Source organism: Arenibacter sp. ARW7G5Y1, from assembly GCF_003201775.1.
Lineage (GTDB): Bacteria > Bacteroidota > Bacteroidia > Flavobacteriales > Flavobacteriaceae > Arenibacter.
The window spans coordinates 1-24,945 of record NZ_QJJZ01000021.1 but is presented as its reverse complement, the minus strand read 5'-3'; the positions used below and the strand labels follow the sequence as shown (position 1 = coordinate 24,945).

Here is a 24,945-nt window from a genome sequence, read left to right as displayed (position 1 = left end):
ATAAAGGATTAGGGCACCTGAAGAAACTTTTCTTGGGCACTACCAGCTTCGACAAACTAGAGAATGGCAATAATAAACAGTTTTAAAACGTACCTCATTTTATTTACAATAATCAATATACTTTTAAATCAGCACTAATTCCAGGTTGATGCGGTGTCTTGTACCGTCCATCCACTATGGATACAGGAAATTTGAAATAGTCTTGCAAATGCGGGATATGTTCCAATAAAAGTGCCGGATGACCTATAGAAATATGATTAAATAGTACCAAATGCTGATGAATCTGCCCCATATCCCCAACATGTGGGACAACAGGAATATTGTATTTTCTGGACAAAAGGCTTATTAGTATAAATTCAGAAATTCCCCCTACCCTAACGGCATCTACCTGATTGAAGGCCATACTACCCGAACGGATAAAATTTTTAAAGGTAATTTTATTGGGTACATGCTCGCCTAACGCCAGTTTTACATCTACCGCCTTGGCCAAATCAACATGTGCCTGCACATCATCAGGGTGTGTTGGCTCTTCTATCCAATACGGATTTAATTCCTTTAGCTTTTTACAAATGGAAATGGCTTGAGGTAAATTCCATTGTTGATTGGCATCGAACATGATCGTAGCATTATCCCCTGCAATTTTTCGCACCAAAGAAGCTCTACGGACATCCCTTTCACATTCTTTAGAGCCTACTTTTAGCTTCATAGCCGAAAATCCATTATCCAAAGCTTTTTTAATATTGGTTTCTACTTGCTCATCCGAATAATTAAACCAACCTATAGAGGTATCATACCCAGGATATCCCAAATCCACAATCATTTTCCGGTTTTCCTTACCGTGCTCTTGCGCCACCAGAATGGATATTGCCTCTTCTTTTGTTAAAGCATCCTCATAATAAGAGAAATCCAAAGTATTAACCAGTTCCTCGGGAGAAAGATCGATCAATAATTTCCACAAGGGAATCTCTTTGGATTTTGCCCAAAGATCGTAACAGGCATTGACCACGGATGCCAAGGCCAAATGAACCACCCCCTTATGGGGACCCAACCATCTAAAATTAGGATCGTCTGCCATTGCTTTGTAAGTTTCCCCAAAATTGGCCATTAATGCATGGATTTCCTTACCTTCTATGTGTTTTACCAAATAGCTAATGGCATCGCAGACCAATTTATTACCTGTCCCCAAGGTAAAAGCAAGCCCCACTCCTTCCAACTCACAATCTGTTTGCAATTTGCAAACGGCATAGGCATAGATAGGCGTTGTATGGATCGCATCCGAACCTGCACCATTCTTAAGAGGGTATTGAATATCATTGGAATAGCCTTTTTTAATTACTATTGTTTTATTCATAAATTATTATAGTTATAGTTATTTCCAATGACACTTTAAAACCATATTGAAAACAACTTTAATCATGATTTTGTAATATTTTAGAAGATCATCATTGCTGGATCAATAGTTCATGCGTTCTATCGGCGGAATTGCCATTGCCGGTTTATTCAATTCCAGGACTATTACCGAGGCTACCTCATCGGGTAAATTGTCTGGCAGATTAATGGTAATCGCTGTTTTACTTTTATCAATTGTCACCTCTTGACTATCATGAAGAAAATAGGCCTTATTAATTTTCACATCTTTCGGAAATGGCAATTTTATTTTTGTTTTTTTTGTGTTTAGCAAGTGTAGGAATATTTTGCTGTCCTTTCGGGTACTAACCATGTAATCTGTAGGTAAATAAGGGCCACCTCGGGTACCATAGACGGAATCCCCATTCAGATTTAACCAGTCCCCTATTTCCTTCAAACGATCTATCTGTCTTTTTTCTATTCTACCGTCTGCCATTGGTCCCACATTAAAAAGTAAGTTACCATCCCCGCCAACAGTTTTTAGCAGTGTTTGAATACATTCCTCTTTAGACTTTATCTTATCGTTCGCCTTCCATGCCCATTGTGTTGCTATGGTCATACAGGTTTCCCAGGGTGTCTCCATATTAAATGCGCCCACTTGTTGTTCAGGGGTGGCATAATCTCCAGCGTATTGGATACTCTTCATAGTTTCTTCCATTCCAACACGTCCTTTATCTACCCTATTGTTGATTAATAAATCTTCTTTCAATCCTCTTAGGTAAGCATATAAGTCCATTCCCATCTGGTGGGACCATGCCCATTCCCATTCACCATCGAACCAAATAAATGCAGGGTCATAATCTTCGATCAATTCTTTCAACTGATTTTTCATAAATAGGACATAGCGTTCCATTCGAGCTTTCGTTTGGGCGTCTTCAAAATCCTTCTCTACATGAAATTGATAATCATCGGCAGGATATATCACGGGATTATCAGGATGATACCAGTCTGCAATGGAATAATAGGTTCCGAACACCATGCCTTGTTTTTTGCACTCCTCCACCAAATCTTTTAGAATGCCCTTGCCATAAGGCGTACTACCCATATCGTAATCTGTATATTTACTGTCCCAGAGGGAAAACCCATCATGATGTTTTGAGGTCAGTACAATATATTTCATCCCAGCCCCCTTAGCAGTTTTTACCCATTCAGCGGCATTGAACAAAACGGGATCAAACTCCTTATACAGCTGGTCGTAATCCTCTTTGGACACTTGTTTACCCCTGGACCAGCCTATCTCAGTCCCTCTTAAACTAACAGGTCCCCAATGAATAAACATCCCAAAACGCATGTCCTGAAATGATTTTAATGCCTCCTTGTTTGTTAATAGGTCTGGATTGGCTTCTCCGCCACCTAAAGACTGAGCACTTAAATTGTGGACAAAAATCAGGCCTAGGAGTGCAACCACATTTTTTAAATAAATTTTCATTTCGTATCTCATTTAATTATTAATTTTAATACTATTCAATAACAATTTCCAATGGAATCTGTACATTAAAAGAACTGCCATCGTTTTCAGTACTAATTTCCCCTGGGATAAGCTTTATACTTTGTGCATTACAAAAAATAGCAGTGTTATTACATAACACGACAGATTCCAATTTGCTATAAGTAAGGATCCTATTCATTTTAATAAAGCCCATATTTTGTAGAATTGAAACACTTTGTCCTTTGTCTTTTCCAGAATTGATTGATAACCCCCCTAATTCGATCCATATTGGATGCCCAAATCATTCGTTCTAATATCCATTAATTTCTCCCGCAATGTTTTTTGCATTTCAATCACTATTTCCGCATATTTGGGATTGTGCGCCAAATTATTATACTGTTTGGCATCGTGCTCCATATCAAAAAGTTCCATTCCGGCCCCGGCATCTTCGTCATACTGTATATATGCCCATTTATGGTTACGCAACAAAAAGGACTTACCCCCCTGACTCACCGAAAATGCATAATCCCTCACTTTGATCTTGGGATTATCCAGAGTTTTAACTAAGCTTTTTCCCTGTAAATGACCGGAAGTTTTTATGCCCGCCAATTCCGCGAGGGTAGGATATAAATCCAAAAGTTCCGAAAAGGAATTACAGACTGCAGGTGACTTTCCAGGCACTTTGATGATTAAGGGGACCCTAACCGATTCCTCGTGAAGACTCACCTTCATCCAGAAGCGGTGTTCCCCCAAGTGAAATCCATGATCTGAGGTAAAAACAACGATGGTATTATCTTCCAATCCTTCTTCCTTTAAAGACTTTAAAATCTTCCCCACTTGTGCATCCATATAGGCCACTGATGCGTAATACCCAGCAACTGCCTTTTTTTCTTGTTCTTCGGACATTTCACCATTAACACTGGTGACGTAATTGATTCCACGGGCGGGAATATCATCCCAATCGTTTTCCACCTTAGGAGGCAATACCATTTGCTCATGTGGATAAGGTTCAAAGTACTTTCTAGGTGCCACAAAGGGTACGTGTGGCCTAACTAGACCCACTGCTAAAAAGAAGGGGTTATTTTTGTGCTGTTTAATAAGTTCAATAGCTTTTTCAGCGGTTTTTCCATCAGAATGCACCAAATCATCCCCGTCTGCCTTTACAATGGTCATAACATTCCCCCCTTTTCTAGGTTTCAGTCCATAAGGGTTATTTTGCACCAGTTCTGCCTCTCCTTCCGCAGTCCATTCTGGTCCTTGACTGTTAAAGCGTTCGGTCCAGGATGCCTCATCATCCTGTCCGTTGGATCCTGTTTCAATATCTATTGGTACCCCCATATGATAGATTTTACTCACTCTGGCAGTATAATACCCATTATCCTTAAATAGTTGGGAAAGTGATTTTCTTGTTGGACCAACATTTTCCCTACCGCTAACATATCCATACGTGTTAGTGGCATTGGGATAGTAGCCGAACATAAGGGAGGCCCTAGATGGACCACAGACTGGGTATTGGGAATAGGCCTTTGTATATCTAGTACCTTCGGCTGCCAATTGATCAATATTAGGGGTGTTGGAAGCCATGTTTTCATAGGATGAAATCGCCGTAGCCGTTAGGTCATCCGCAATTATAAACAAGACATTCGGTTTTTTGGTGCCACTCTTTTTTTTGACTTTGTTGTGCTGGGCTTCACCTGAAAAAAAACATAAAATGGAGAGGCAAAAAAGTAATTTTCTCATTTTTAATTATTCTATTAAATTAAAATTCATTCCTCCTTCATTACTTGAAGTGTACATTAATTCTACCAATTGCATTGTTACATATGCATCTTCGGTTGAATTTAACAATGGTTGGCTAGGATTTATATAGTGATTTTGCAAACTGGCCATTGTTCCCATAAAGGCATGGGGAAACCATCCGCCCTTTAGTGGTAATTCCTTCCATTTAGTTGATTCTTGGCCTAAAATAAAGTATTCAAAGGTGGGGGGTACTCCTTTTGGGTAATCTATTGAAACTCCTATTTTTATTTTGATAGCCCCTTTTGTCCCTTCAAACTTTACATAAGACTGCTGTTTTTCCTTTCCATATTCATGTCCGTGATTGGTCATTATCCTCGCTTGGATATACTCGTTGTAATCCAATATCATAGAGGTACGGGTTGAAGCCAGTTCAGGCATTTTAGGATGCTTTACAGTACTTGCGTATACCTTTTTTGGATTTCCCAGAAAGCTGCGCACTAAATCCAAATAATGAATACTGTGATACAATATTTCTACTCGTGGCAGGTAATACAAAAAATCCCATAAATGCCATGGTGTAAAGACATTTACAAAAACCTCCATGTCATATACTTCCCCAATCAATCCCTGATCTATCATGTCCTTGGCCGCAATCATATAGGGGGCATACCGCAATTGAAAATTTACAGCCGAAACCAGGCCTTTTCTTCTACATAACTCCACAATTAGTTTGGACTCCTCCAAGGTTTCCCCCAGAGGCTTCTGAATAAGAACGGGAGATTTATTTGGCAACTGTTCCAAAATCCTTTTGTGTTCACTTGCCGGCAACGCCAGGTCATAAAGTGCGTCATTCTTCTTGGCATCAACGATTAAATCAACTAAAGAGCTATATACTTTCTCTACAATATTAAATCGCTTTTTTAAAGTTTTCGCTTTGGTTTCGTCCAGATCATATATACCTAACACCCTATATCCTGCAATTTCATAAGCTGGCAAATGGGCATCTTTAACAATGCTACCTGCACCGATAAGAACTATGGGGCGTGGTTTTTCTGGTTTTATAATCTCTTGTCTAAATTTCAAATTCCATCTATTAATATAGCCAATATTAGTTTAGCTGCCGAACCCTTGTTCCGCGAATTTATTTAATCGGCCTGGTGATTCTAGTCCCCAATTGCCAAAATATCCAATGCTTTCATATCATACCCTAATCAATACTTTTTCTGTATTCATCAATATAAAGTCCCATTTTATCGAATGGAAGGGCTTCAAATCCCGGGATTTTATTAAACACCTCAGAATCTGTACGAAGATTAAAGTTTTCGTTTTTGAAATCAACAAATCCTGGGTCATGATCTGTTCTGTAATTTTTTATGTCCTCGCATTGGGCGTGCACTCCACCAACTAAATGTAGCGGATTTTCAGGTCCACCTATAATAAGGTTTCCCGATAATTCATTTCGTCTTGCCCTCATTCCTTCCCATTCTTTTCCATCAACAATGGGATTTAGGTAATTAAGTAACTCGGGGTATTTTTCAGCATATGGAGCTTCAGTGATTTTTACATTATTCAAAAGACGTCTTCTTAAAAGTCCGTCTTCACCAAACATTGGAGGTCCCCCTCCACTATACCATGTATAATAATGTGCTGATATTTCTGCCGTATAAGAAATTGGCTCAATAACAATATTGTTCTTCATTTTTAAATCCCAGCCACTATTAGTGAATAATATGCCATGTTTGGTGTTCATCTTATAAAAAACATTGCCAAATACCAATACATCTGTACTTGAATCATCGCAATAAATCCCCATATTCATACGATTTGGATTACCACAATGATGAAAATAATTATAACGAATAATATTACCTCTATCACTGGGATCGCGACCAATATACCAAGGCGAAGTGTCATCCGAATTTAAGGTTACATGGTGAATGTCGTTATATTCAAAAAGGTGCTCATTGCCATGTACATATATTCCCTGCCACTCGGAATTGAAGATTTCACAATGTGAGATCCTATTCCCACAGCCATCAATATTAATTCCCGACCAAAGAAATTTGTTGCGTCTGTTATAATCATGTACTTTGCTATTTTCTACATAGTTATTTCCCGGAATCAATTTTCGTTTACTCCCACCGCTCAGGAAAATGCCACCGCTACCTGTATTGTATACGTCACAACTCAATATACCATGATTGGAACCAGCATTGCGATCCCAAGCAGTATATTTGTAGATATGGCCCTGCAAATTCCCTATCCTCCTAGAAACAGGCACTCCCTCATAATCATCATGGGTAACAAGCGGAAAGGTTTGTTCTGCTCCCTGTCCCATAAAAATACCGTTAGTACCAACATTCCTAACCGTACAACCCGCTATCAAATTATTGGTGCCCCGTTCCATATAGACACCAATACCCCTACCTACTTCTATTGTTAAATCACGAATAGTAACAAAGCTAGCTCCTTCCAAACTAATTATTGGATCTTCTAATATTGAAACTATCATAGAACTTTCTTCAATCGCAGTAGGAGGCCAGAAATAAAGCATTCCCGATTTTTTATCCACATACCACTCTCCAGGGCTATCCAGTTCGTCAAGTATATTATACGCCACGTAGTGCTGAAAATCGCGTCCATGGGCAACGCCGTACAAAGATGGCATGGCTAGTTTAATCTGTTTCTTTTGAGTATCGATTGTTTCAACCAAAATATTGTCATCTGCATAACCATAATTGAAAGACCCTTGAAACCACACATCTTTTTGTCCTGCCCATAATGCGTGTCTAGGATCGGTGTATTCAAATATTCCCCCGCGATTACTATAATCTCTATTTCTGGGAACCGATCCAGGATCAAGAACTTTTCCTATTTTAATATATCCTTCGTTTGGATATCGTGCCAGATCCATGGCCTCGTTATTAAAGAACACCTCCATTGGCGCAGGAACTACGGACATGGCATGTCCGTACTGTTTTATCTGCCCAAAATCATTAATACCTAGTTCCTTGAGATTGACTTGCAACACATTTTTGGCAGCATTTTTAGACAGTCTCTTAAGTATAGTGCTATTGGTGACCTTTTCAAACTTTTCAACTGGAATGCTTTTACCTCCTGTGACACTTACAGGCTCGTTTGGCAATGTCCGCCAAACAATTGGAGCATCTGGACTACCCGAATCATTCTCATTAAGAATGAATGGTTCAGTCTGATCATATTGTCCCTTTCCTATCCACACGGTAATTCCTCCCTTTGGCAAATCATTTATGGCCTTGTATTGTCGGACTAAATTACGCGCCGCTTCCAGTGTGGCAACGGGTTTGGTTTTCGTGCCCATATTATTATCGTTACCGCTAGGACCAACATAAACATCCTGGGGAAATACTTTTATAAATAGAAATAATGTGCACATGGCAGTTGCCATCAAATTTAGTTTCATTCAGCCTTTTTTAAGGTATTGATCAAATCGTTTTCCCTTATGTCGGGAGTCACTTCCAATCGTGTAATTTCCCCGTTTTTTATGGTTGCTTCGATGGTTGTATTTTTCGGGGCAAAAATTTTAAAATCCACATTCCAATTTTTGGGCCATGCAGGAAAAAGGTAAATTTTATTACCATCGTATTGAACCAACATCCTTTGCAGTGCAGTCATGGCAACAGTGCCATGACATTGGTCTGGCGTCCAATCATAATTTGGACCCCACATTGTGGGAAAACGATAATGGGTTGTACTTGCATTAAAATTTTGGGAAGTTAATTCTGCCGCTTCATCAATTAGTCCAAGATAGGCTGCTTTAATCGCATTTTGTTGCCATCCACCGGTTTGTTTTATTGCCCGCTGATGAAAAGTTCTCCTTGCCAATTCAATATTTTCTTTACCTATTCCAAATGCTCTATAAGGAAAGATGGCATATAACTCGGGATTTTCAATATTCTGCTTACCACTGTACCCATAAGCCGGAGCCAATAATTTTTCCCCTTCAACTACGCGGGTCGGAATTTCCGGTAATTCTGAAATCAATCTCTTAAATTGTTTTCTTTGGGATTTACTTATCAAATTATCCGGTAATCTTAATAATTCTTTACAAACCTTATTTATTCCAACAATTTCTGGCAATGGGTTTACCGCAGTTTTGTAGGTTTCCAACGCCATTGCCGGGTCGAATAGAATTTTTCCATTTTTATCGCGTCCCCAATGCTCATCGTAAAAGTTTACTATCTCGGTTACCACTGGAAGTATGGTTTCCTTAAATAATTTTTCATCTTGGGTAAAGGAAAAATAGTCAAGAGCCATTAATGAAATTTCCAGACCGCTTTGCCAGTAATGTCTGATAAACCTATTTTCAGTTGTACCCAATGGCAACTCACCCCTGTCTCTGCCGTAATTGACGTCGGTATATGTTCCCCAGAAATACATGGTTTCCGGAAAGAATGCCCCTTTGTGACCATAATATACTTTGGTGGCCTCTTTGCGTACTGCCAATGCATCCCTGTACATTTTAAAAAGGGGCAGCATCAAATCGAAATCACCGGCTTCCAACATCGACCAATAGGGCAAACGAGTATTTTGCCACCAGTAAGGACCACCCCACTGTCGGTAATCGGCATCAAAACCTCCAAATCTATCATCAAGGTTTTTAGTGTCAACGGTAAATATTGATCCGTTAAACTTAATGGGCGAGTTTCCTCGACCTGAGCAGGCGTTCATATAACGTTGCAGGGCATAGCCCCTGGATACATTGTACACTTTCTCCTTTTCATTTGCATCATCTGTGGATACGTGAATATAACTGCGACTCCAAAAAGAATGCCACCAATTTTTATGGTCTATGAATCTCTCAGAGCGGGATAACAGTTCAATAATTTTTGCACTGTGCATGATTTGTTGTGTCCAGTCGTTTTGGGTTTCGGTCTGGGAACTTAAAGCATGAACAGAAATTGAGAACTGTTTCAAAGTATTGTCCATTTTTAACTTCCCATGGCCCGCCTTTACCATTTCCTTTGAACGGATCAATCCACCAAAGGTTCGATGAAGTAAAGGATCATTATTTTGTTTCGAATACTTCTCTAGCCCCTGTAATTTCAAATTATCCTTCCAAATGGATCTGTTGTTCCTGTGCGTCCAGATTATACCATCGTTGTTTGCCAGCACAGAATCTTTCTCCACAAAAACCTCAGGTCCCCCGTTTACTCCATAAGCAGAGTGTATTTCGTTTTTATCGGTAATTTGCCTGCGTTCTATACGCCATGGTTCTATTGAAGCTATTGCAGAAATTGGAATTTCACTTTTAACATCCAACTCTACCACAGGATGATTGGCATCGATCCAAACATCAATGGAGACCAATTCTTCTTTTGACCCCGCTTCTATATGCACTAAACCATCCTTAAGTATCAATTCCTGCATAAACGGCAAACCAGTTCTAAAAGGATTTGGCGACAATGAAAGTCTTACTTTTCCTAATTTCAACAATCTGGCATTTTCACTCCAGGCATCGGTTTTGGAAATATAGAACAGTAAGTCCCCGCTTTCCTCCACCCATAGGCTAATTCCTATATCCCCATTTCCTAGTGGCATTGATCCCAAAGAATTAACAGAAGGACTGTGCCAAACAACATTGTAATCAGAAAGCGTTGGTAATGCAGATGATTCATTTAATCCTCTTTTGATAAACCCAGTACTTTGATTTGCCATCAACCCATAACCGTCTTCAAGCCAATGAAATCGATCGAGCTTTGCCAAAAACAACTTGTTTGAAACCAAACCATACAAATCGTTTATGACGATATTATGTTTTTTTATTACATCGATTGCCCATTCATTACGTTGGGTTATGGTAGGATTTATTTCCATATTCAGTTCCGCCCTGTCCTGTTCGGTAACGGGCGTAGTACTTGCCCATATCAGCTTTGCTCCCTTCGCGTTTTCTATTAAGGTTTGTACATATTTTTCAAGTAGTGGGATATATTCATCATCTTTAATACGTCCTTTTGGCCAACCATGTAGTCCAATATTAAATTGGATTACATCATATTGGTTGGAAGTAAGAACTATTTTAAGGTCAGAAAAAAGATACTCGCTATTTAAATGTTTTGGAGTGAGCCAGTAATCTACATTAGCGTTTTCCCTTAGACTATCGATAACAATTTGATGAAAACCATTCATGACCGAATCACCAATGAGCAAAACATTTTTTAGACTGTCGTTTTTTTCCTTGGAAGGATAAAATTTCCATGGGCCACCTTCTGAATGTAATCCAAGCTGTGCATCCGTTTGTGCATTAACCACACCACAGAGTATAACCGATATGGAAAGTAGAATAATAAACTGAAATTTTTTCATGCCTTGTTTTTACACCTTAATAGAAAATTAAATATAATATCAGCATGAGCAACACCAACAAAAGACTTAAATAATTAATAAGTTTTGTTGACTTGCTTACCTTAATATAAAATTCCTCTGGAATACATTGTTTACTTTTATCAAAGTAGGATATAAGGAAGTATATAGCAGTGGATATTAAAAAAAATAAATAGGTTTGTCGGAGCCAATTAATGCCCAAACCCTGTGGACTGGAAATATAGTTTTCCAAACCCTTTACAACCACGTACTTTTCTATATAAAAGATGGTAGCCGCAAATAAACTCCCCCCCAACAGGGTGTAAAATGAGGCATTGGAGGTTCCTTTTTTGGTTAGAATTCCCCAAACAAAAACCGTTACTATTGAAGGTGCAAATATGGAGAACATCTGATTGATCAACTCGAAAATCCCTCCCAAATCACCTAGAAAAGGCGACCAGGCAACCGCCAAAAACAAAACTATAACACCCGTAATTCTGCCAATCCTAATTTTGGAACCATCGGATAGATCTGTCTTTAATTTATCAAAAACATCATAAACAATTAAGGTGGAGCAACTGTTCAGGGCCGCCGCCACACTGCTCATTACTGCCGCTAACAAAGCCGCTACCATAAGTCCTTTTAATCCAATGGGCATTAGGTTAACAATCATGACCGGAAGTACACTTTTGGTATCGCTTCCAATTTGATCCTGAAAAAGGGCGACCGCCAAAATACCTGGGACCACCATTATAAAAACTGGTAAAATCTTAAGGAAACCTGCGAATAGAGCGCCCAGTTTAGCCTGCTTCTCGGACCTAGCCCCTAAAACCCTTTGTACAATAGTTTGGTCTGTACACCAATACCAAATGCCCAGCACCAAATGACCGAAAAGCATATCCAAAAAAGTAAATCCCTTTTTTCCCGAATCGAAATTAACGGCCCTTAATCTATCTGGATCTACCGCCTCCCTTAGAGCACCATAGGAATCAACTCCGACCTCCGGCAATTGCCAAATTGCCAACACGGTTATGGTAAGGGACCCCAATATCAACACCACTGTTTGTACCGCTTCCGTCACTACCACAGATGTCAACCCCCCTATAATGGTATAAACACCTGTTGCTATAGCTATTACCACTATAGATGTCCAGATATTTAGCCCAAAAATACTTTCAAAAACTACGGCACCCGCATAAAAACTAACGCCAATATGCATAAATAGAGCGGCCATGATACTAAAAATAGCCAAAATTACCCTTGATCGGGAATCGTAGCGTTTTTCCAAGAATTCCGGCAAGGTGGTTATTTTGGTACGCAGATAAAAAGGTATAAAAACAAAGGCTAAAATAATAAGTTCAAAAGCAGAAAACCACTCAAAATTTCCCCATACAATGCCATCCTTAAAACCTGACTCCGCCAGGCCCACTAAATGGACAGTGGAAATATTGGAGGCAAAAAGCGAAGCACCGATAACTGACCAAGTCAGGGATTTTCCGGCCAAAAAATAACCATCGCTGGTATCTTTCTTTTTCCTTCCATACCACAAACCTACAGCGACTATAGCTATAATGTATAATACTACAACCAATGAATCAATAGTAGAGATTGTTTTCATTATTTTTAGTTTGAAAGGGGATTAAGTTTCCTATAGGCAGATAAACCCTTGGAAGTCATATGTGGCAATAACAGGTCCCATATATAAGTTGTCAAGGTACTATTTGCAGTAAAAGCGGAATAAGGCAGAACCACTTTCTGTGACTTCCAGAAGGTTATAATAATTCTAATGGTATGCTGCAATCGCATATAAATTCCTTCCTTTATTTCCGACTTAAAATATCCATAATCCATAAATCGTCTAAAAAACAGGGCCATCTGCTCCCTCCTGATTTGGAAAGTCTTCTTCAACAAATTATCTACCTTCTTGAAATTTCTAGAGATTTCCAGAACATCAAGGTTAAAAAACGAGTATTTATCATGAAAGGATTCCAAATTCATCAATAGATCGTTGAAGTGCATAAACGGATCTCCGTCCAAGACCTTTTCCTCATAAACCTCTGAAATATCCTTCCTCATTTGCTTATAAATTGCCATTAGCAACTCTTCTTTGTTCTTAAAATGGTATTCCAGATTTCCGTGGCTAATACCCAAGGAATCGGCCAGGTCCCTACTTGTCACATTGGTAACTCCATGGGCGTTATATGCCGCTATTGCCCGAAGAATAATTTTCTGTTTAGTTTTCAAAGCCAGAAGATTTATTTCCAAATATAATTAAACTAGGGCATTTGCCCTAATTATTTTTTTGATAAAAATATAGAATTGTAAAATAGACTACAAGACTCTGTTAAAAAGCTACATAAATCCTAAAAAATTCTCCTATTTTTGCGCCATGCGCAGAAAGAATACAAGACAAGTTTTTGAAAACGTGGAAGTAGTAGATGCCGGTGCCAAAGGCAAGACCACAGGAAAGGCACCCGATGGCCGGGTAATCTTCTTGACCAACACTGTCCCTGGAGATGTTGTGGACGTTATGACCACAAAAAAAAGGAAGGCCTATTTTGAGGGCGTTGCCACCAAGTTCCATACTTTTTCGAGTAAAAGAACTACCCCTGTCTGTGAACATTTTGGAGTATGTGGGGGCTGTAAATGGCAAGATATGGGCTATGAACACCAGCTATTTTACAAACAAAAAGAAGTTGAGAACAACCTACGAAGAATTGGTCATTTGGAATTGCCAGAAACGAGTCGCATTTTAGGATCCAAAAAGCAATACTTCTACAGGAACAAGATGGAATTTTCTTTTTCTGATAGTAGATGGTTGACCTTGGAGGAAATAAACTCAGGCAAGGAAATTGATGATAAAAACGCATTGGGATTTCATATTCCTGGAATGTGGGACAAAATCTTGGACATTAAAAAATGTCATTTGCAAGAAGATCCTTCCAATGCGATTAGGTTGGAAATAAAGGATTTCGCCATTAAGAACAATTTGTCTTTCTTTAACCCCAGGAATCAATGGGGCATGTTGCGCACAGTAATGATTCGCACCTCCTCTACTGGTGAAATCATGGTTATGGTCCAATTCTATGAGGACGATTTGGAGAAGAGGGAATTATTGATGAACCACTTGGCAGTAACCTTTCCTGCAATAACTTCCTTGTTATATGTCATCAATCAAAAACAAAATGATACCATATATGATCAGGAAATCATATGCTATTCTGGACGGGATCATATATTTGAGGAAATGGAAGGTCTTCAATTTAAAATAAATGCCAAATCATTTTATCAAACCAATTCGGACCAGGCATATGAACTATACAAGATAACCCGGGATTTTGCCGAACTTACTGGAAATGAATTGGTTTACGACCTTTACACCGGTACGGGCACCATTGCCCAATTTGTGGCCAAAAAGGCCAAAAAAGTAATAGGAATAGAAGCCGTTCCCGAAGCTATCACCGATGCCAAGGCCAATGCAAAAAGAAACAAAATAGACAATGTAGATTTTTATGTAGGGGATATGAAGAATGTCTTTAATCCTAGTTTTATTGAGGAACACGGCAGTCCCGACCTTATTATTACCGATCCTCCCAGGGATGGTATGCATGCGGCCGTTGTACAACAAATATTATCCATTGCACCGGAAAGGGTTGTTTATGTTAGCTGTAATAGCGCCACACAGGCCAGGGATTTGGAGATGATGAAGGAAGATTATGAAATTATGAAGGTGCAACCAGTGGACATGTTTCCACAGACCCATCATGTTGAAAATGTTGTACTTTTGAAAAAACGGACCAAATAGTCCAACCGAGCATGAAAAAATTCTACATTCCAATATTAGTTTTAATTATATTAATCTGCTTTGGAGCCTGTGAAAAGGATGATATCTGTATAGATGGGGACACCCCTTTATTAGTGATAAGATTTTATAATGTGGACAACCCCACTGTATTAAAAAAGGTCACCAAACTTAGAATTGTGGGAGTTGGCCAGAATACCACGGTCACAACAGTATCCGATAGAACGGATTTGGATTCAATTGCCATTCCTTTGAAGGTCACAGAGAACAGCACAGGTTTTTATTTTATTAGGAACTCTGCAGATGTTGAAACTACAGATTCGGGAGGAGAGACTATTACGGTTGAAGGGGGAGACTTGGATACCTTGTACCTAAATTACACCAAAATAGATAAGTTTGTTTCCAGGGCCTGTGGATATATTGCCAATTATGAAGAATTGAATAGCGATCTAAAAATGGAAACCGATAATTGGATAAAGGATATAGAAATTGTAACCCCCTTGGTAGAAAATTCAACAGCAGCGCATGTTAAGATATTTCATTAGTAGCTTTTTATTTCTAGCCTTTCTTTTGGGGAGTTCCCAAAGCAAGCCTATCGATTTGCAACCAAAAGACACTGTGGTACACACCGACCCCTATGGTATTAGGGTGGGGATAGACCTAAGTCGCCCTTTAATTTCATTCTTAAATGATGATTATCAAGGATTTGAAATAGTTGGGGACTATAGGATAACAAATAAACTATATGTGGCTGCAGAACTTGGTAATGAAAAAAATACCAAACAAGAGGACTTATACAATTTCACCACCTCGGGAAGCTACTTAAAACTGGGTGTGGATTACAACACCTATGGAAATTGGTATGGCATGAACAATTCCATACACGTAGGGGGGCGTTATGCCTACAGTACTTTTAGCCAAACTTTGAATAATTATCAAATTTTTGACACCAACCGTTATTGGACCGATCCCGAATATCAAATTAATCCGGACCCCAATGCTGTTAATGATTTTCCCTTGGGTTCAGATGTCGCCCAAGAATTTAGCGGATTAAATGCCAGCTGGTTGGAAGCCGTGCTGGGTATAAAAGCCGAACTCTTTGCCAATATCTTTTTGGGGGCCAGTGTTCGCATTGGTTTCTTGGTCAGTAACAAGGAACCCGACAACTTTAGGAATTTATGGGTTCCTGGATTCAATAAGGTTACCGATGGCAGTAAATTTGGCGTTGGTTACAATTATTCCATCACCTATTTTATTCCACTCTACAAAAAAGCCAAAAAAATTAAGGAAAAGGAAGAAAAGAAGGCTCCAATCCAAGAACAACCTAAAGCTCCCGAAAACCCTTAATAAAAATCCATTTCATCATCAGTTTCTCTCCGGACTTTGTTTTTACAGCACTAAACTTAGGTGCCAATATACTGGCGGCCACAGCTGCTATAAATGCAAGGGCAAGTGTATTTAAGGACAATAACATGCCAATTAACAATCTGCCCCCAACAAATAGAATTGAGAAGCCTAGAAAGTTAAAGATAAGGGCTTTGTATTTTGTTTTCAAAATTCCTATACTTTTAAATCATTAAAAACGGATTATTCCGCTTTGTTATATTTGGCTTTCTTGCTCCCCTCGTACATAACGTATTTTACCAAGCGCGACTCCAAATGGCTATTAAACACCTTGATCTTTCTGGAAGGGCGCAGTCCCACATACTTTAAGGCTTCCAAATTAGAGGTAATGAACCAGGCATCGGTCCCTGGATAATTTCGTTTTAAAGTGTTACCTATATCGGTATAAAAATCCTCCATTTCTATATCCAAACGCTCACCGTAAGGAGGATTGAACACCATATGCAAATGTTTGTCCGTAAATTTCTCCGTATCAAAAAAATTCTTCCTTTCCACGGTTATATAATCGGATAAATTGGCATTGACAATATTATCCTGGGCCTTTCTTACTGCCGAAGGCGCCTTGTCATACCCAATAATCCTATGATTGAACTCCCTTGCTCTCTTAAGGCTGCTATCCACAATTTTTTCAAAAAGATCGGCATCAAAATCGTGCCATTTCTCAAAGGCAAATTCCTTTCTATTAATGTTGGCAGGAATATTACAGGCAATCATAGCTGCTTCTGTCAATAGAGTACCACTGCCACACATAGGATCCAAAAAATCACATTGTCCGTCCCAACCACTTAACAACAAAAGACCGGCCGCCAATACCTCATTTATGGGCGCAATATTGGTCGCTGTCCTATACCCTCGCTGGTGTAAAGACCTCCCGGACGAATCCAGGGCTACATTGCAATGATCATTCTGTATGTGGATGTTGATCCTAACATCAGGAAATTTTATATCCACATCCGGCCTACTACCATCCGTATCCCTAAACTTATCCACAATAGCATCCTTGGTCTTTTGGGATACATATAGGGAATGGGTGAAATTTTCGCTATTTACTGTAGCATCAATGGCAAAAGTGGTAGAGGTGGACAGATAATCGAACCAGTCCATGGCATAGATTTTTTTGTAAAGATCGTTCTCATCCCTTACACGAAAAGAATGGATAGGTTTGACAATTTTGATTGCCGTTCGCAAACAAAGATTTGCCTTGTACATAAAACCGGTATCTCCTTCAAAAAAAACACTCCTAACTCCCTCTTCAACATTTCCGGCACCAAGATTACGCAGTTCCTTGGCCAAAATTTCCTCAAAACCAAACATGGTCTTGGCCACCATTTTAAAATTTTTGTTCATATCTACCTTTAAGATTACCGCAAAAATACGTTAATTTTAGCCCTTATTAGCCAATATGGTAATTTTGTACAATATCAGAATTAATCCTTAATGAAATATTTATTACCTATTCTTGGCGTATTGCTGAGTTTTATATTTGTATACTTCACAAAACCAAAAAACAAGGAAGTCTTTAAACTTCTCCTAGCTTTCAGTGGAGCTTTTTTGCTGGCGCTTACTGTTTTTGAATTATTCCCTGAAGTTTATGGTAGCGCAGAACCAAAAACGGTAGGGGTATTTGTTATGTTGGGGATCCTACTCCAGATTTTTCTGGAATTTTTTTCCAAAGGGGCCGAACACGGACATGTTCATTTAGATCCCGAAAAATCCGATTTTCCTTGGATGCTTTTTATAAGCCTATGCATCCATTCCCTGTTAGAAGGATTGCCTATAGAAAATCACGGTACTATCCTTTACGGAATTTTAATCCACAAAATACCCATTGCGATTATCTTAAGCATATTCTTATTAAGCTCCAAGATAAAGTTGCGGTCTGCCATATTCTTTATTGTACTTTTTTCCTTGATGACTCCCATAGGCACCTACATTGCAGCCAATTATGATTTTACCCATAGGTATGCCGTTTTTCTTAACGCCTTGGTAATTGGTGTCTTCCTTCATATTTCGACTGTTATTCTATTCGAAAGTTCGGAAGCGCATAAATTTAACTTGCGTAAATTGGTCGTCATAATATTGGGAATTGCAATTGCTTATATGCTATAAAGCCAAACCAAGTCCCCAATTACAAGAAAAATTGGTACAACGGGGCAATTACTCTAGATTAGTAACCACTATAAGAATTAACAGCACACCCAGGTCTATAAATGTTCAGCAAGGAAGAAGCAAAAAAGTTACGTCAGGATTTTTGGATTTCCTTTGGTAAATCCTTTCCCAGAAAATGGATTCTGTATAACACTGGCATTAAGGATTGCTCTTTTAAATTTCATTTTGATTTAAAGAGTGCTATGATATCTATGGACATAGAAAGTCAAGATTTGGAAAAGCGGTTGGGGGTATGGGAAAAAATGATTTCACTTAGGCCTATTTTATTGGAAGAATACCTGCCAAAAGCCCTATTTGAGGATACGGTTATCCTTAAAAATGGAAAGGAGATTTCAAGGGTGTCCGTTAGTTTAGAAAATGTTTCCATTCACAACAAAAACACTTGGCAGGAAACCATGGTATTTTTGAAGGAAAACATGGCCGTATTTGAAGATTTCTTCAAAGAATATGAAGATATTATTCGTCCCTAAACCACATCGATCAAAATAAAAAACCAATGACTGATGGCACCTCCCAGCACAAACAAATGCCAGATAAAGTGGTTATAACGGATCCTCTCCAAAGCGTAAAAAAGAATTCCCAAGGTATAAAAGGCTCCCCCCAGAAAAAGGGTCCCCAACCCAATGGTGGTAGTATTACTTAGTAAGTTGTCCAGATCCAAAACAATCAACCAGCCCATTATTAAATATAGCGATACTGAAATAAACTCATATTTCCCCGTATAAAACAACTTCATAATAGTACCCGCAGCAGCTATTCCCCATACGGTATAAAATAGTAACCAGCCATTTCCTTGTTCCAACATGATTAAGGCTACTGGCGTATAGGTGCCAGCAATTAAAAAATAAATGCTGATGTGATCCAATATCCTCAATTTGTTTTTCAAATTTGACGGCTTAACACAATGATATAAAGTTGATGCCGTAAACAAGAAGACAAAAGTAAAACTGTAAACAATAATTGAGAACGTGGCATAGGAAGTTAACTGTCGGCTATTTTGCAATAACACTACAAAACCTATTAGCCCAAATAATATTCCAAGGGCATGGGACAGGGTATTTAGTTTTTCCTCTTTAATAGGCATACCTCAAAAGTATACAAATGTTTCAAATTGAAATCCCATTCGTTAAAGCCCTTTAAAAATAGTATTCAACCAGTAATACTGATTAAGACCCAAGGCACAATGTCAATTAATTCGCATCTTATTGAACAATAAGCTTCGCCCTCATCACCGATGAATGCCCTGGAAAAGTACATACTATCCAATATTCACCTGGTTCCTCCGGCATTTTTACATAGATTGTTTCTGCCGTTTCAGGCTGCATAATAGCAGTATGGTACAACACTAAATCGGTATCCGGCACATAGTTATAGTCCGGTCCGTCCAATCCTAACATCAAGGCCATTTGCCCTACCTTATCAACCGATTCCTTGCCTTTCTGGGTAATTACCAGGTTGTGCATCATATCGTCGTTGTTATTAAAGGTAAGCTCTACCTTAGCCCCTCTCTGAACCTTAACTTGTTCTACATCGTACTTCAATCCCGGCTTGGTAGCTATCATCAACTTCTGATCGGATTTATTGTTCCAATCAGCTGGCATTTTTGTTATTCTTTTAGGCTGAACGATACTTTTACCGGATTTGACAATACCTGTCATCTGTGGGGATTTCAAAACTCCACCCGGAACTTCATTTAAGGTATAATAACCCGTGTTATGTAGTAGTTTCTTACCATTCCCAGAGGTGAGGTCCGGGATTTTTATTTCGTGGATAAAGCCCAATCGCATCCCGTGTAAAGTTAATTTAACGGAAAGTCCATCTGGTGAAACCTCTGCTTTATGTACCATTACTGGTTGTTCTTCCACTATGGGACTACCGTAGGTATTGTGATATTGGTAAGTAAAACTTTTCATTTGATAGCTGGCAACATCCCCGGCCAATTTTTTATTGACAGGTTGTGTGAATTCCAATTGAAATCCATCATCCAAGGCTTTCATTGTTTTTATTTCGAAAGGTACTTTCCCTGTCCACTCCAATCTTTGCAGACCATACGGAGCTTTTCCGGTAGAAGCCCACCCTCTACTTGTCATGCCAACAAACATACTGGAATCACTACCCCAGATCATACGCAATATTCCTGAGGAAAAACCCTCTCTAAATAAAAAGGAAGCACCTTGGTACACCCCATTGACCTTCTCCATATAAACTCGCATTATCTTACTATGCCCCTGATCGCCGATAAACATCTGGCCTTCAAAAGGTCCAAATTTTCCATGGGTAGTATCATAAAGGATATCCGAAGTTGAAATCCCCTGAATGGTATGCGGGAACCAGATGGCTGGAGCCTTAAGGGCAGGTATTTTTTTTGCATATTCATACAGACTTAAGCCCGATTGCTTTTCTATTTCATCCTGTTTCAATTTTAGAGGCGATTGCGGGTCATCTGTCCAACGTAGGCCTTCCGGATTACCTGCAAAATCGCCTACTTCCAAATGGGTCATCCTTCCAGAACCTACCCAATCCCCTTGATTTTCGGTATAAAAGTAATCACCCTCAGAATTCACATTAAATCCCGCAGGAGACCTTAAACCGGTTGCAATTGGGGTCATTTCCCCTTCAGGTGTTATTTTCAGCATCCATCCCCTCCATTTTACCAAACTGGCCCCGTGGCCGATCCAAGATAAATTTAAGGTGACCAACATATCCCCATTGGGCAAAATTAACGGACCATAGGAATAATCGTGGTAATTACCGGACAAAGGCCATGTATAAATAGTCTTATAGCTATCTGCCTTTCCATCCCCGTTCCTGTCATCCAATCTAGTAAGTTCGCCTCGTTGGGAAAGATAGAAGCCATTGTCCTTATAGGCCAAGCCCAAGGTCTCGTGCATCCCGTGTGCATATCTCTTATAAACAGGGTTTGGACCATACGGCTTATCTATTAACCAAACCTCACCCCTTCTCGTAGAAACCCCCAATTTATCGTCATCCGTAAACGCCAACCCTCCAACTTCCAATACAATATCATTTGGAATTGGAACATCCACTATTTTATAATATTCCGCTTCCTTTTTGGCCATTTCCGAACTTTCCTGTCCAAATGTACCATATACTGTTCCTAATAGGAATACAAAGAAAACTGCCTGTCTTAAAATCTGCATAATTGGTTGTTTTGGGTTACCAAATAATATTGTATGTAATGTTCCCACTGTTCGTGGGTATTTTTAGTATTAATTCATCCTTTCCGTTGGAATGACGGATTACAGGATCTAAGCCACTATTACCAGAGAAATCGATTAAATAACTTTCATTGTTGACAATGAATGTACCATCCTCCAACTGTTCAATGGATTCCCCTTCGGCAATTTTATGCCAGATATCACCATTGCCCTTAATGCTGATGGTACGTTCAAGTCCCCGTCCGTCCTTGGAAGATTTAAATGAATTGCTAATAGTAGTCCCTTCTTCTTGATGTAAAAAAACCGGTAATCCATTATCCTGCATTTCATAACCTAATGGCTTAAACCTTATGTTGGATGGAATGCTGTCTGGCCAAACCATATCTTTATTCTCCAAAGTCATAAAATCTGGATCGCCGTGAAAGGATACTGAAAATCCCTTTGGTTCCGCCAACTGGTTAGTACCTCTTAGATGCCACATCTGGGTAACATCAAGAAAATCGCCTTGCCATACCTGTAATATAGCCCCTCTACTTAAATCATATGAATAATTTATACGATCAGGACTCCCAACCGCAATACAGTGTGTCCTTTTTTCATCTCCATGCATCATATACCCACGTTGGGTTACAGTCTCTTCTCCAACCGTAATGAGTATATCATTATCCGAATTCTTTTTAGCTGAACTTAAAGAGTTCTTTGCATGTAGGGCCATTTTCTGCATTTCAGGGCCCTCTGCCGTAATACTGAAACCTGTATACCACGGATAATTCTTGTTATAAATGAAGGTAAAAGGTATTTTCCCCTTTTCCAACTCAATTTCACCTATCCCTGGTGTATCCAAATCGAACTTTCCATTTAGATTAACCACAGTATCATTACCGATCAACAGCAAGGCACCGCCATGATTTAATCCAATATTGAAGAGGTAGGTACCAGAATTCGGAACATCCATTTGCCCCTTATAACTTAGAATTCTTGTAACCCTATTTCCAGTTACCATATTGGCGGAAATACTATCTACATTTTTCTCTCCAATAACTGTAAGCGTATCCAAACCGGCAATTGTATCAGAATTACTTTCGTATTCTGTCATATGCATATCGGACAAGGTCAACTTTTTATTTTCGTACTTTTTATACTTGATATTTTTTAAAGCTACGGGACCGTGATCTCCTTGAATCATTAATGGTCCTCTAGCTTTTTCATCATTAAAGGCAGAAGCCCTTGTAGGGCCAGTTACCTCCACATTTTCCTGAATCAACTCACCATTTAACCACACCTCTTGAAATAGGGCATTTTTTATTTTGTTGCCCGAGGTGTCAAATTTGGGAGAGTGAAATATAATTTTAAAATGTTGCCAAAGTCCGGGCGACTTTGAAGCGTTGGTTCTTGGGGAATGTCCCTCATAACCTTTTTGATCGCCTTCCCTACTGTCATCCCACCGCTGATAGATACCACCTATATCTCCATATGTTGGTTCCTTTACACCCCAACTATCCAATAGTTGCACTTCATACCTCCCTTGAAAATAAAGTCCGGAATTGGAGTTGACCGGCATCATCACATCCAATTCAATTTCTATATCCCCATGTTCAAAATTTGTAAAAATATGATCATTTTTTGACTGATCATCGGGTATGTTGGCCAGAATTCCTTTCCCCGGAGAAGATGTCAAAATCCTGTCCTTTGATCTATCCACATACACATCCCCTACAATTTTCCAGTTGGGAGTCTCTACCTTAAACATAGATAGATCATCCAATGGCAGTTCGGAGAAGGGCAAATAATCCTTTATACTTGGGAATTCTTCGGTGGTCGTTGCAGTATCCTTTGATGGACGATCGCCGCATGAAATAAAAAACAGCAATAATCCACTTAAAAACAATGGAATTTTCATAAAATTGAAGCTTAGGTTACTCGGAACAGTAGTTCCAAAGCCTAAAGATATAAATATAAGTTACAAAACTCCAACATTTGCCTGGTCCATCTTCAATTCCCTTTTGTTTTGTCCCCTAGTCATGGCCATCTCACTTACGAAAAGGTTTTCGTAACTTTACGAAGTCATTTACAAAAGTTAAGTGCAAGTATAAATCCTTAAAGGCAAAAGATCTTATTGAAGTGTGTTTCAAACACTGTATACTGTCTGTTGAAGGTTGGAAGGAAACAATGTACCAATGATTCAATGTAGCAATTGGTTGATCTGAAAAATTGATGGCACTCTGCAAAGTCGCTGTGCAAAGTCGCTGTGCAAAGTCTCCCGACTTTGGACTTTCCAACTAGACTTGAAAATTCGTTGATGGGCCGATTTGAAAGTGGAACAATGTAGTAATGAAACAATGTAACAATGCACCAATGATTCAATGTAACAATTGTGTGATTTGAAAATTTGCTGATGTTCCGATTTGAAAGTAAAACAATGTAGTAATGAAATAATGTACCAATGATTCAATGTAGCAATTGGTTGATCTGAAAAATGGATGGCACTCTGCAAAGTCGTTGTGCAAAGTTGCTGTGCAAAGTCTCCCGACTTTGAACTTTCACACTTTACAAAGTCTCCCGACTTTGGTTTTTCCGTAGAACAATCCTAAAAGTTGTGTGTGAATTACAAAAAGATATAGTTTACTATCTCAAGTTTGTGTCCTGTTCATTTTTTGCATCGCCCAAAAAACGAACCAAAAAACGCTAGGCTGATTTTAAATTTCTTTAAATCTACGCACTTTCCACGGCCCCGGCGTCCAGGCCGCTTTCACTTGGGTGAAATGCTCTATGGACGCCTTCCTCCTTCCAATGTGGAAACCACTTGATTTAAGACGAAATTGAAAATAGGCCGGTCCTTTATTATGTCGACTCTAACATAGTGTCGATAAATCATTACGTCGCTGTGCAAAGTCTCCCGACTTTGGACTTTCACACTAGACTTGAAAATTCGTTGATGGACCGATTTGAAAGTGGAACAGTGTAGCAATGAAATAATGTACCAATGATTCAATGTAACAATTGTGTGATTTGAAAATTTGCTGATGGACCGATTTGAAAGTGGAACAATGTAGCAATGAAACAATGTAGTAATGATTCAATGTAGCAATTGGCTGATCTTAAAAATTGATGGCACTCTGCAAAGTCGTTGTGCAAAGTTCCTGTGCAAAGTCTCCCGACTTTGGACTTTCACACTTTACAAAGTCTCCCGACCTTGGACTTTCCGTTTGGCGATCGGATACTGGAATCAATCACGCCAGCGGCGTGCCCACAACAGATCCTGTCCAAAAAAAAAGCACCTGCCATATACATGGCAAGTGCTTTCAAAAAAAGGCGGCGGCCTATTCAATGACAGCCCGTTACTGCAAGCGTAGCGAAGCAGGAACGGATGCTGGAACTAATCACGCCCAAGGCGTGCCCTTTTATTAAAGTTCGGACAAAAAAAAGCACCTACCGTAAAAACGGCAAGTGCTTTCAAAAAAAGGCGGCGGCCT

General features: G+C 39.2%; 18 protein-coding genes. 5 read left to right on the top strand and 13 right to left on the bottom strand.

Annotated elements, in window-relative coordinates:
• Positions 1–112 precede the first annotated feature (112 nt).
• From C7972_RS21250 to C7972_RS21215, 8 genes are all read right to left on the bottom strand, one after another.
• The gene (locus tag C7972_RS21250; RefSeq protein ID WP_110358183.1) at positions 113–1,351 is read right to left on the bottom strand and encodes an enolase C-terminal domain-like protein; all 1,239 of its coding nucleotides are present in this window, start codon (positions 1,349–1,351) and stop codon (positions 113–115) included.
• Positions 1,352–1,453: 102 nt separating this feature from the next.
• Positions 1,454–2,836 (bottom strand): alpha-L-fucosidase, encoded by a 1,383-nt coding sequence (locus tag C7972_RS21245; RefSeq protein ID WP_181422960.1) that lies wholly within the window; start codon positions 2,834–2,836, stop codon positions 1,454–1,456.
• 273 nt (positions 2,837–3,109) lie between these two features.
• Positions 3,110–4,576 carry a sulfatase gene (locus C7972_RS21240; RefSeq protein WP_110358181.1) on the bottom strand — a complete coding sequence of 489 codons (1,467 nt, stop codon included), beginning with the start codon at positions 4,574–4,576 and terminating at the stop codon, positions 3,110–3,112.
• A gap of 6 nt (positions 4,577–4,582) precedes the next feature.
• The gene (locus C7972_RS21235; protein WP_110358180.1) at positions 4,583–5,659 is read right to left on the bottom strand and encodes a Gfo/Idh/MocA family protein; all 1,077 of its coding nucleotides are present in this window, start codon (positions 5,657–5,659) and stop codon (positions 4,583–4,585) included.
• Positions 5,660–5,783: 124 nt separating this feature from the next.
• Positions 5,784–8,018, bottom strand: coding sequence for a right-handed parallel beta-helix repeat-containing protein (locus tag C7972_RS21230; RefSeq protein WP_110358179.1), 2,235 nt, complete (start codon positions 8,016–8,018; stop codon positions 5,784–5,786).
• Entirely contained in the window at positions 8,015–10,921 is a 2,907-nt protein-coding gene (locus C7972_RS21225) for a DUF5703 domain-containing protein (protein ID WP_110358178.1), read from the bottom strand. The genes C7972_RS21230 and C7972_RS21225 overlap by 4 nt, the downstream gene beginning before the upstream one ends.
• Positions 10,922–10,937: 16 nt before the next feature.
• Positions 10,938–12,536: a sodium/solute symporter gene (locus tag C7972_RS21220; RefSeq protein ID WP_110358177.1), complete on the bottom strand. Its 1,599-nt coding sequence runs from the start codon at positions 12,534–12,536 to the stop codon at positions 10,938–10,940.
• A 5-nt stretch (positions 12,537–12,541) separates the two neighbouring features.
• Positions 12,542–13,162, bottom strand: coding sequence for a TetR/AcrR family transcriptional regulator (locus C7972_RS21215; protein ID WP_181422959.1), 621 nt, complete (start codon positions 13,160–13,162; stop codon positions 12,542–12,544).
• Between the two features lie 145 nt (positions 13,163–13,307).
• On the opposite strand from C7972_RS21215, the gene rlmD reads away from it, so the two are divergent.
• From rlmD to C7972_RS21200, 3 genes are read left to right on the top strand one after another with little or no spacing between them, the layout of a single operon-like run.
• A complete protein-coding gene (rlmD, locus tag C7972_RS21210) occupies positions 13,308–14,723 on the top strand; it encodes a 23S rRNA (uracil(1939)-C(5))-methyltransferase RlmD (protein ID WP_110358175.1) in 1,416 nt (471 codons plus the stop codon).
• Positions 14,724–14,734: 11 nt separating this feature from the next.
• Positions 14,735–15,265 carry a DUF6452 family protein gene (locus tag C7972_RS21205; protein ID WP_110358174.1) on the top strand — a complete coding sequence of 177 codons (531 nt, stop codon included), beginning with the start codon at positions 14,735–14,737 and terminating at the stop codon, positions 15,263–15,265.
• Positions 15,246–16,067 carry a DUF6048 family protein gene (locus tag C7972_RS21200; protein ID WP_110358173.1) on the top strand — a complete coding sequence of 274 codons (822 nt, stop codon included), beginning with the start codon at positions 15,246–15,248 and terminating at the stop codon, positions 16,065–16,067. The genes C7972_RS21205 and C7972_RS21200 overlap by 20 nt, the downstream gene beginning before the upstream one ends.
• On the opposite strand, the gene C7972_RS21195 is transcribed toward C7972_RS21200, so the two are convergent.
• Entirely contained in the window at positions 16,045–16,275 is a 231-nt protein-coding gene (locus tag C7972_RS21195) for a hypothetical protein (RefSeq protein ID WP_110358172.1), read from the bottom strand. The genes C7972_RS21200 and C7972_RS21195 overlap by 23 nt on opposite strands.
• 32 nt (positions 16,276–16,307) lie before the next feature.
• Positions 16,308–17,471 carry a class I SAM-dependent RNA methyltransferase gene (locus C7972_RS21190; protein WP_110358171.1) on the bottom strand — a complete coding sequence of 388 codons (1,164 nt, stop codon included), beginning with the start codon at positions 17,469–17,471 and terminating at the stop codon, positions 16,308–16,310.
• Between the two features lie 90 nt (positions 17,472–17,561).
• Here C7972_RS21190 and C7972_RS21185 point away from each other — a divergent pair, with 90 nt between their 5' ends.
• Together C7972_RS21185 and C7972_RS21180 are read left to right on the top strand one after the other, a co-directional pair.
• Positions 17,562–18,233: a ZIP family metal transporter gene (locus C7972_RS21185; RefSeq protein ID WP_110358170.1), complete on the top strand. Its 672-nt coding sequence runs from the start codon at positions 17,562–17,564 to the stop codon at positions 18,231–18,233.
• Positions 18,234–18,334: 101 nt separating this feature from the next.
• Entirely contained in the window at positions 18,335–18,763 is a 429-nt protein-coding gene (locus C7972_RS21180) for a DUF4268 domain-containing protein (protein WP_110358169.1), read from the top strand.
• On the opposite strand, the gene C7972_RS21175 is transcribed toward C7972_RS21180, so the two are convergent.
• The 3 genes from C7972_RS21175 to C7972_RS21165 all read right to left on the bottom strand — a co-directional run bounded on the left by C7972_RS21175 (position 18,760) and on the right by C7972_RS21165 (position 23,372).
• Entirely contained in the window at positions 18,760–19,377 is a 618-nt protein-coding gene (locus C7972_RS21175; RefSeq protein ID WP_110358168.1) for a hemolysin III family protein, read from the bottom strand. The genes C7972_RS21180 and C7972_RS21175 overlap by 4 nt on opposite strands.
• A 118-nt stretch (positions 19,378–19,495) precedes the next feature.
• A complete protein-coding gene (locus C7972_RS21170) occupies positions 19,496–21,454 on the bottom strand; it encodes a plastocyanin/azurin family copper-binding protein (RefSeq protein WP_110358167.1) in 1,959 nt (652 codons plus the stop codon).
• A 16-nt stretch (positions 21,455–21,470) separates the two neighbouring features.
• The gene (locus C7972_RS21165; RefSeq protein WP_110358166.1) at positions 21,471–23,372 is read right to left on the bottom strand and encodes a DUF1080 domain-containing protein; all 1,902 of its coding nucleotides are present in this window, start codon (positions 23,370–23,372) and stop codon (positions 21,471–21,473) included.
• Between the last annotated feature and the right edge of the window lie 1,573 nt (positions 23,373–24,945).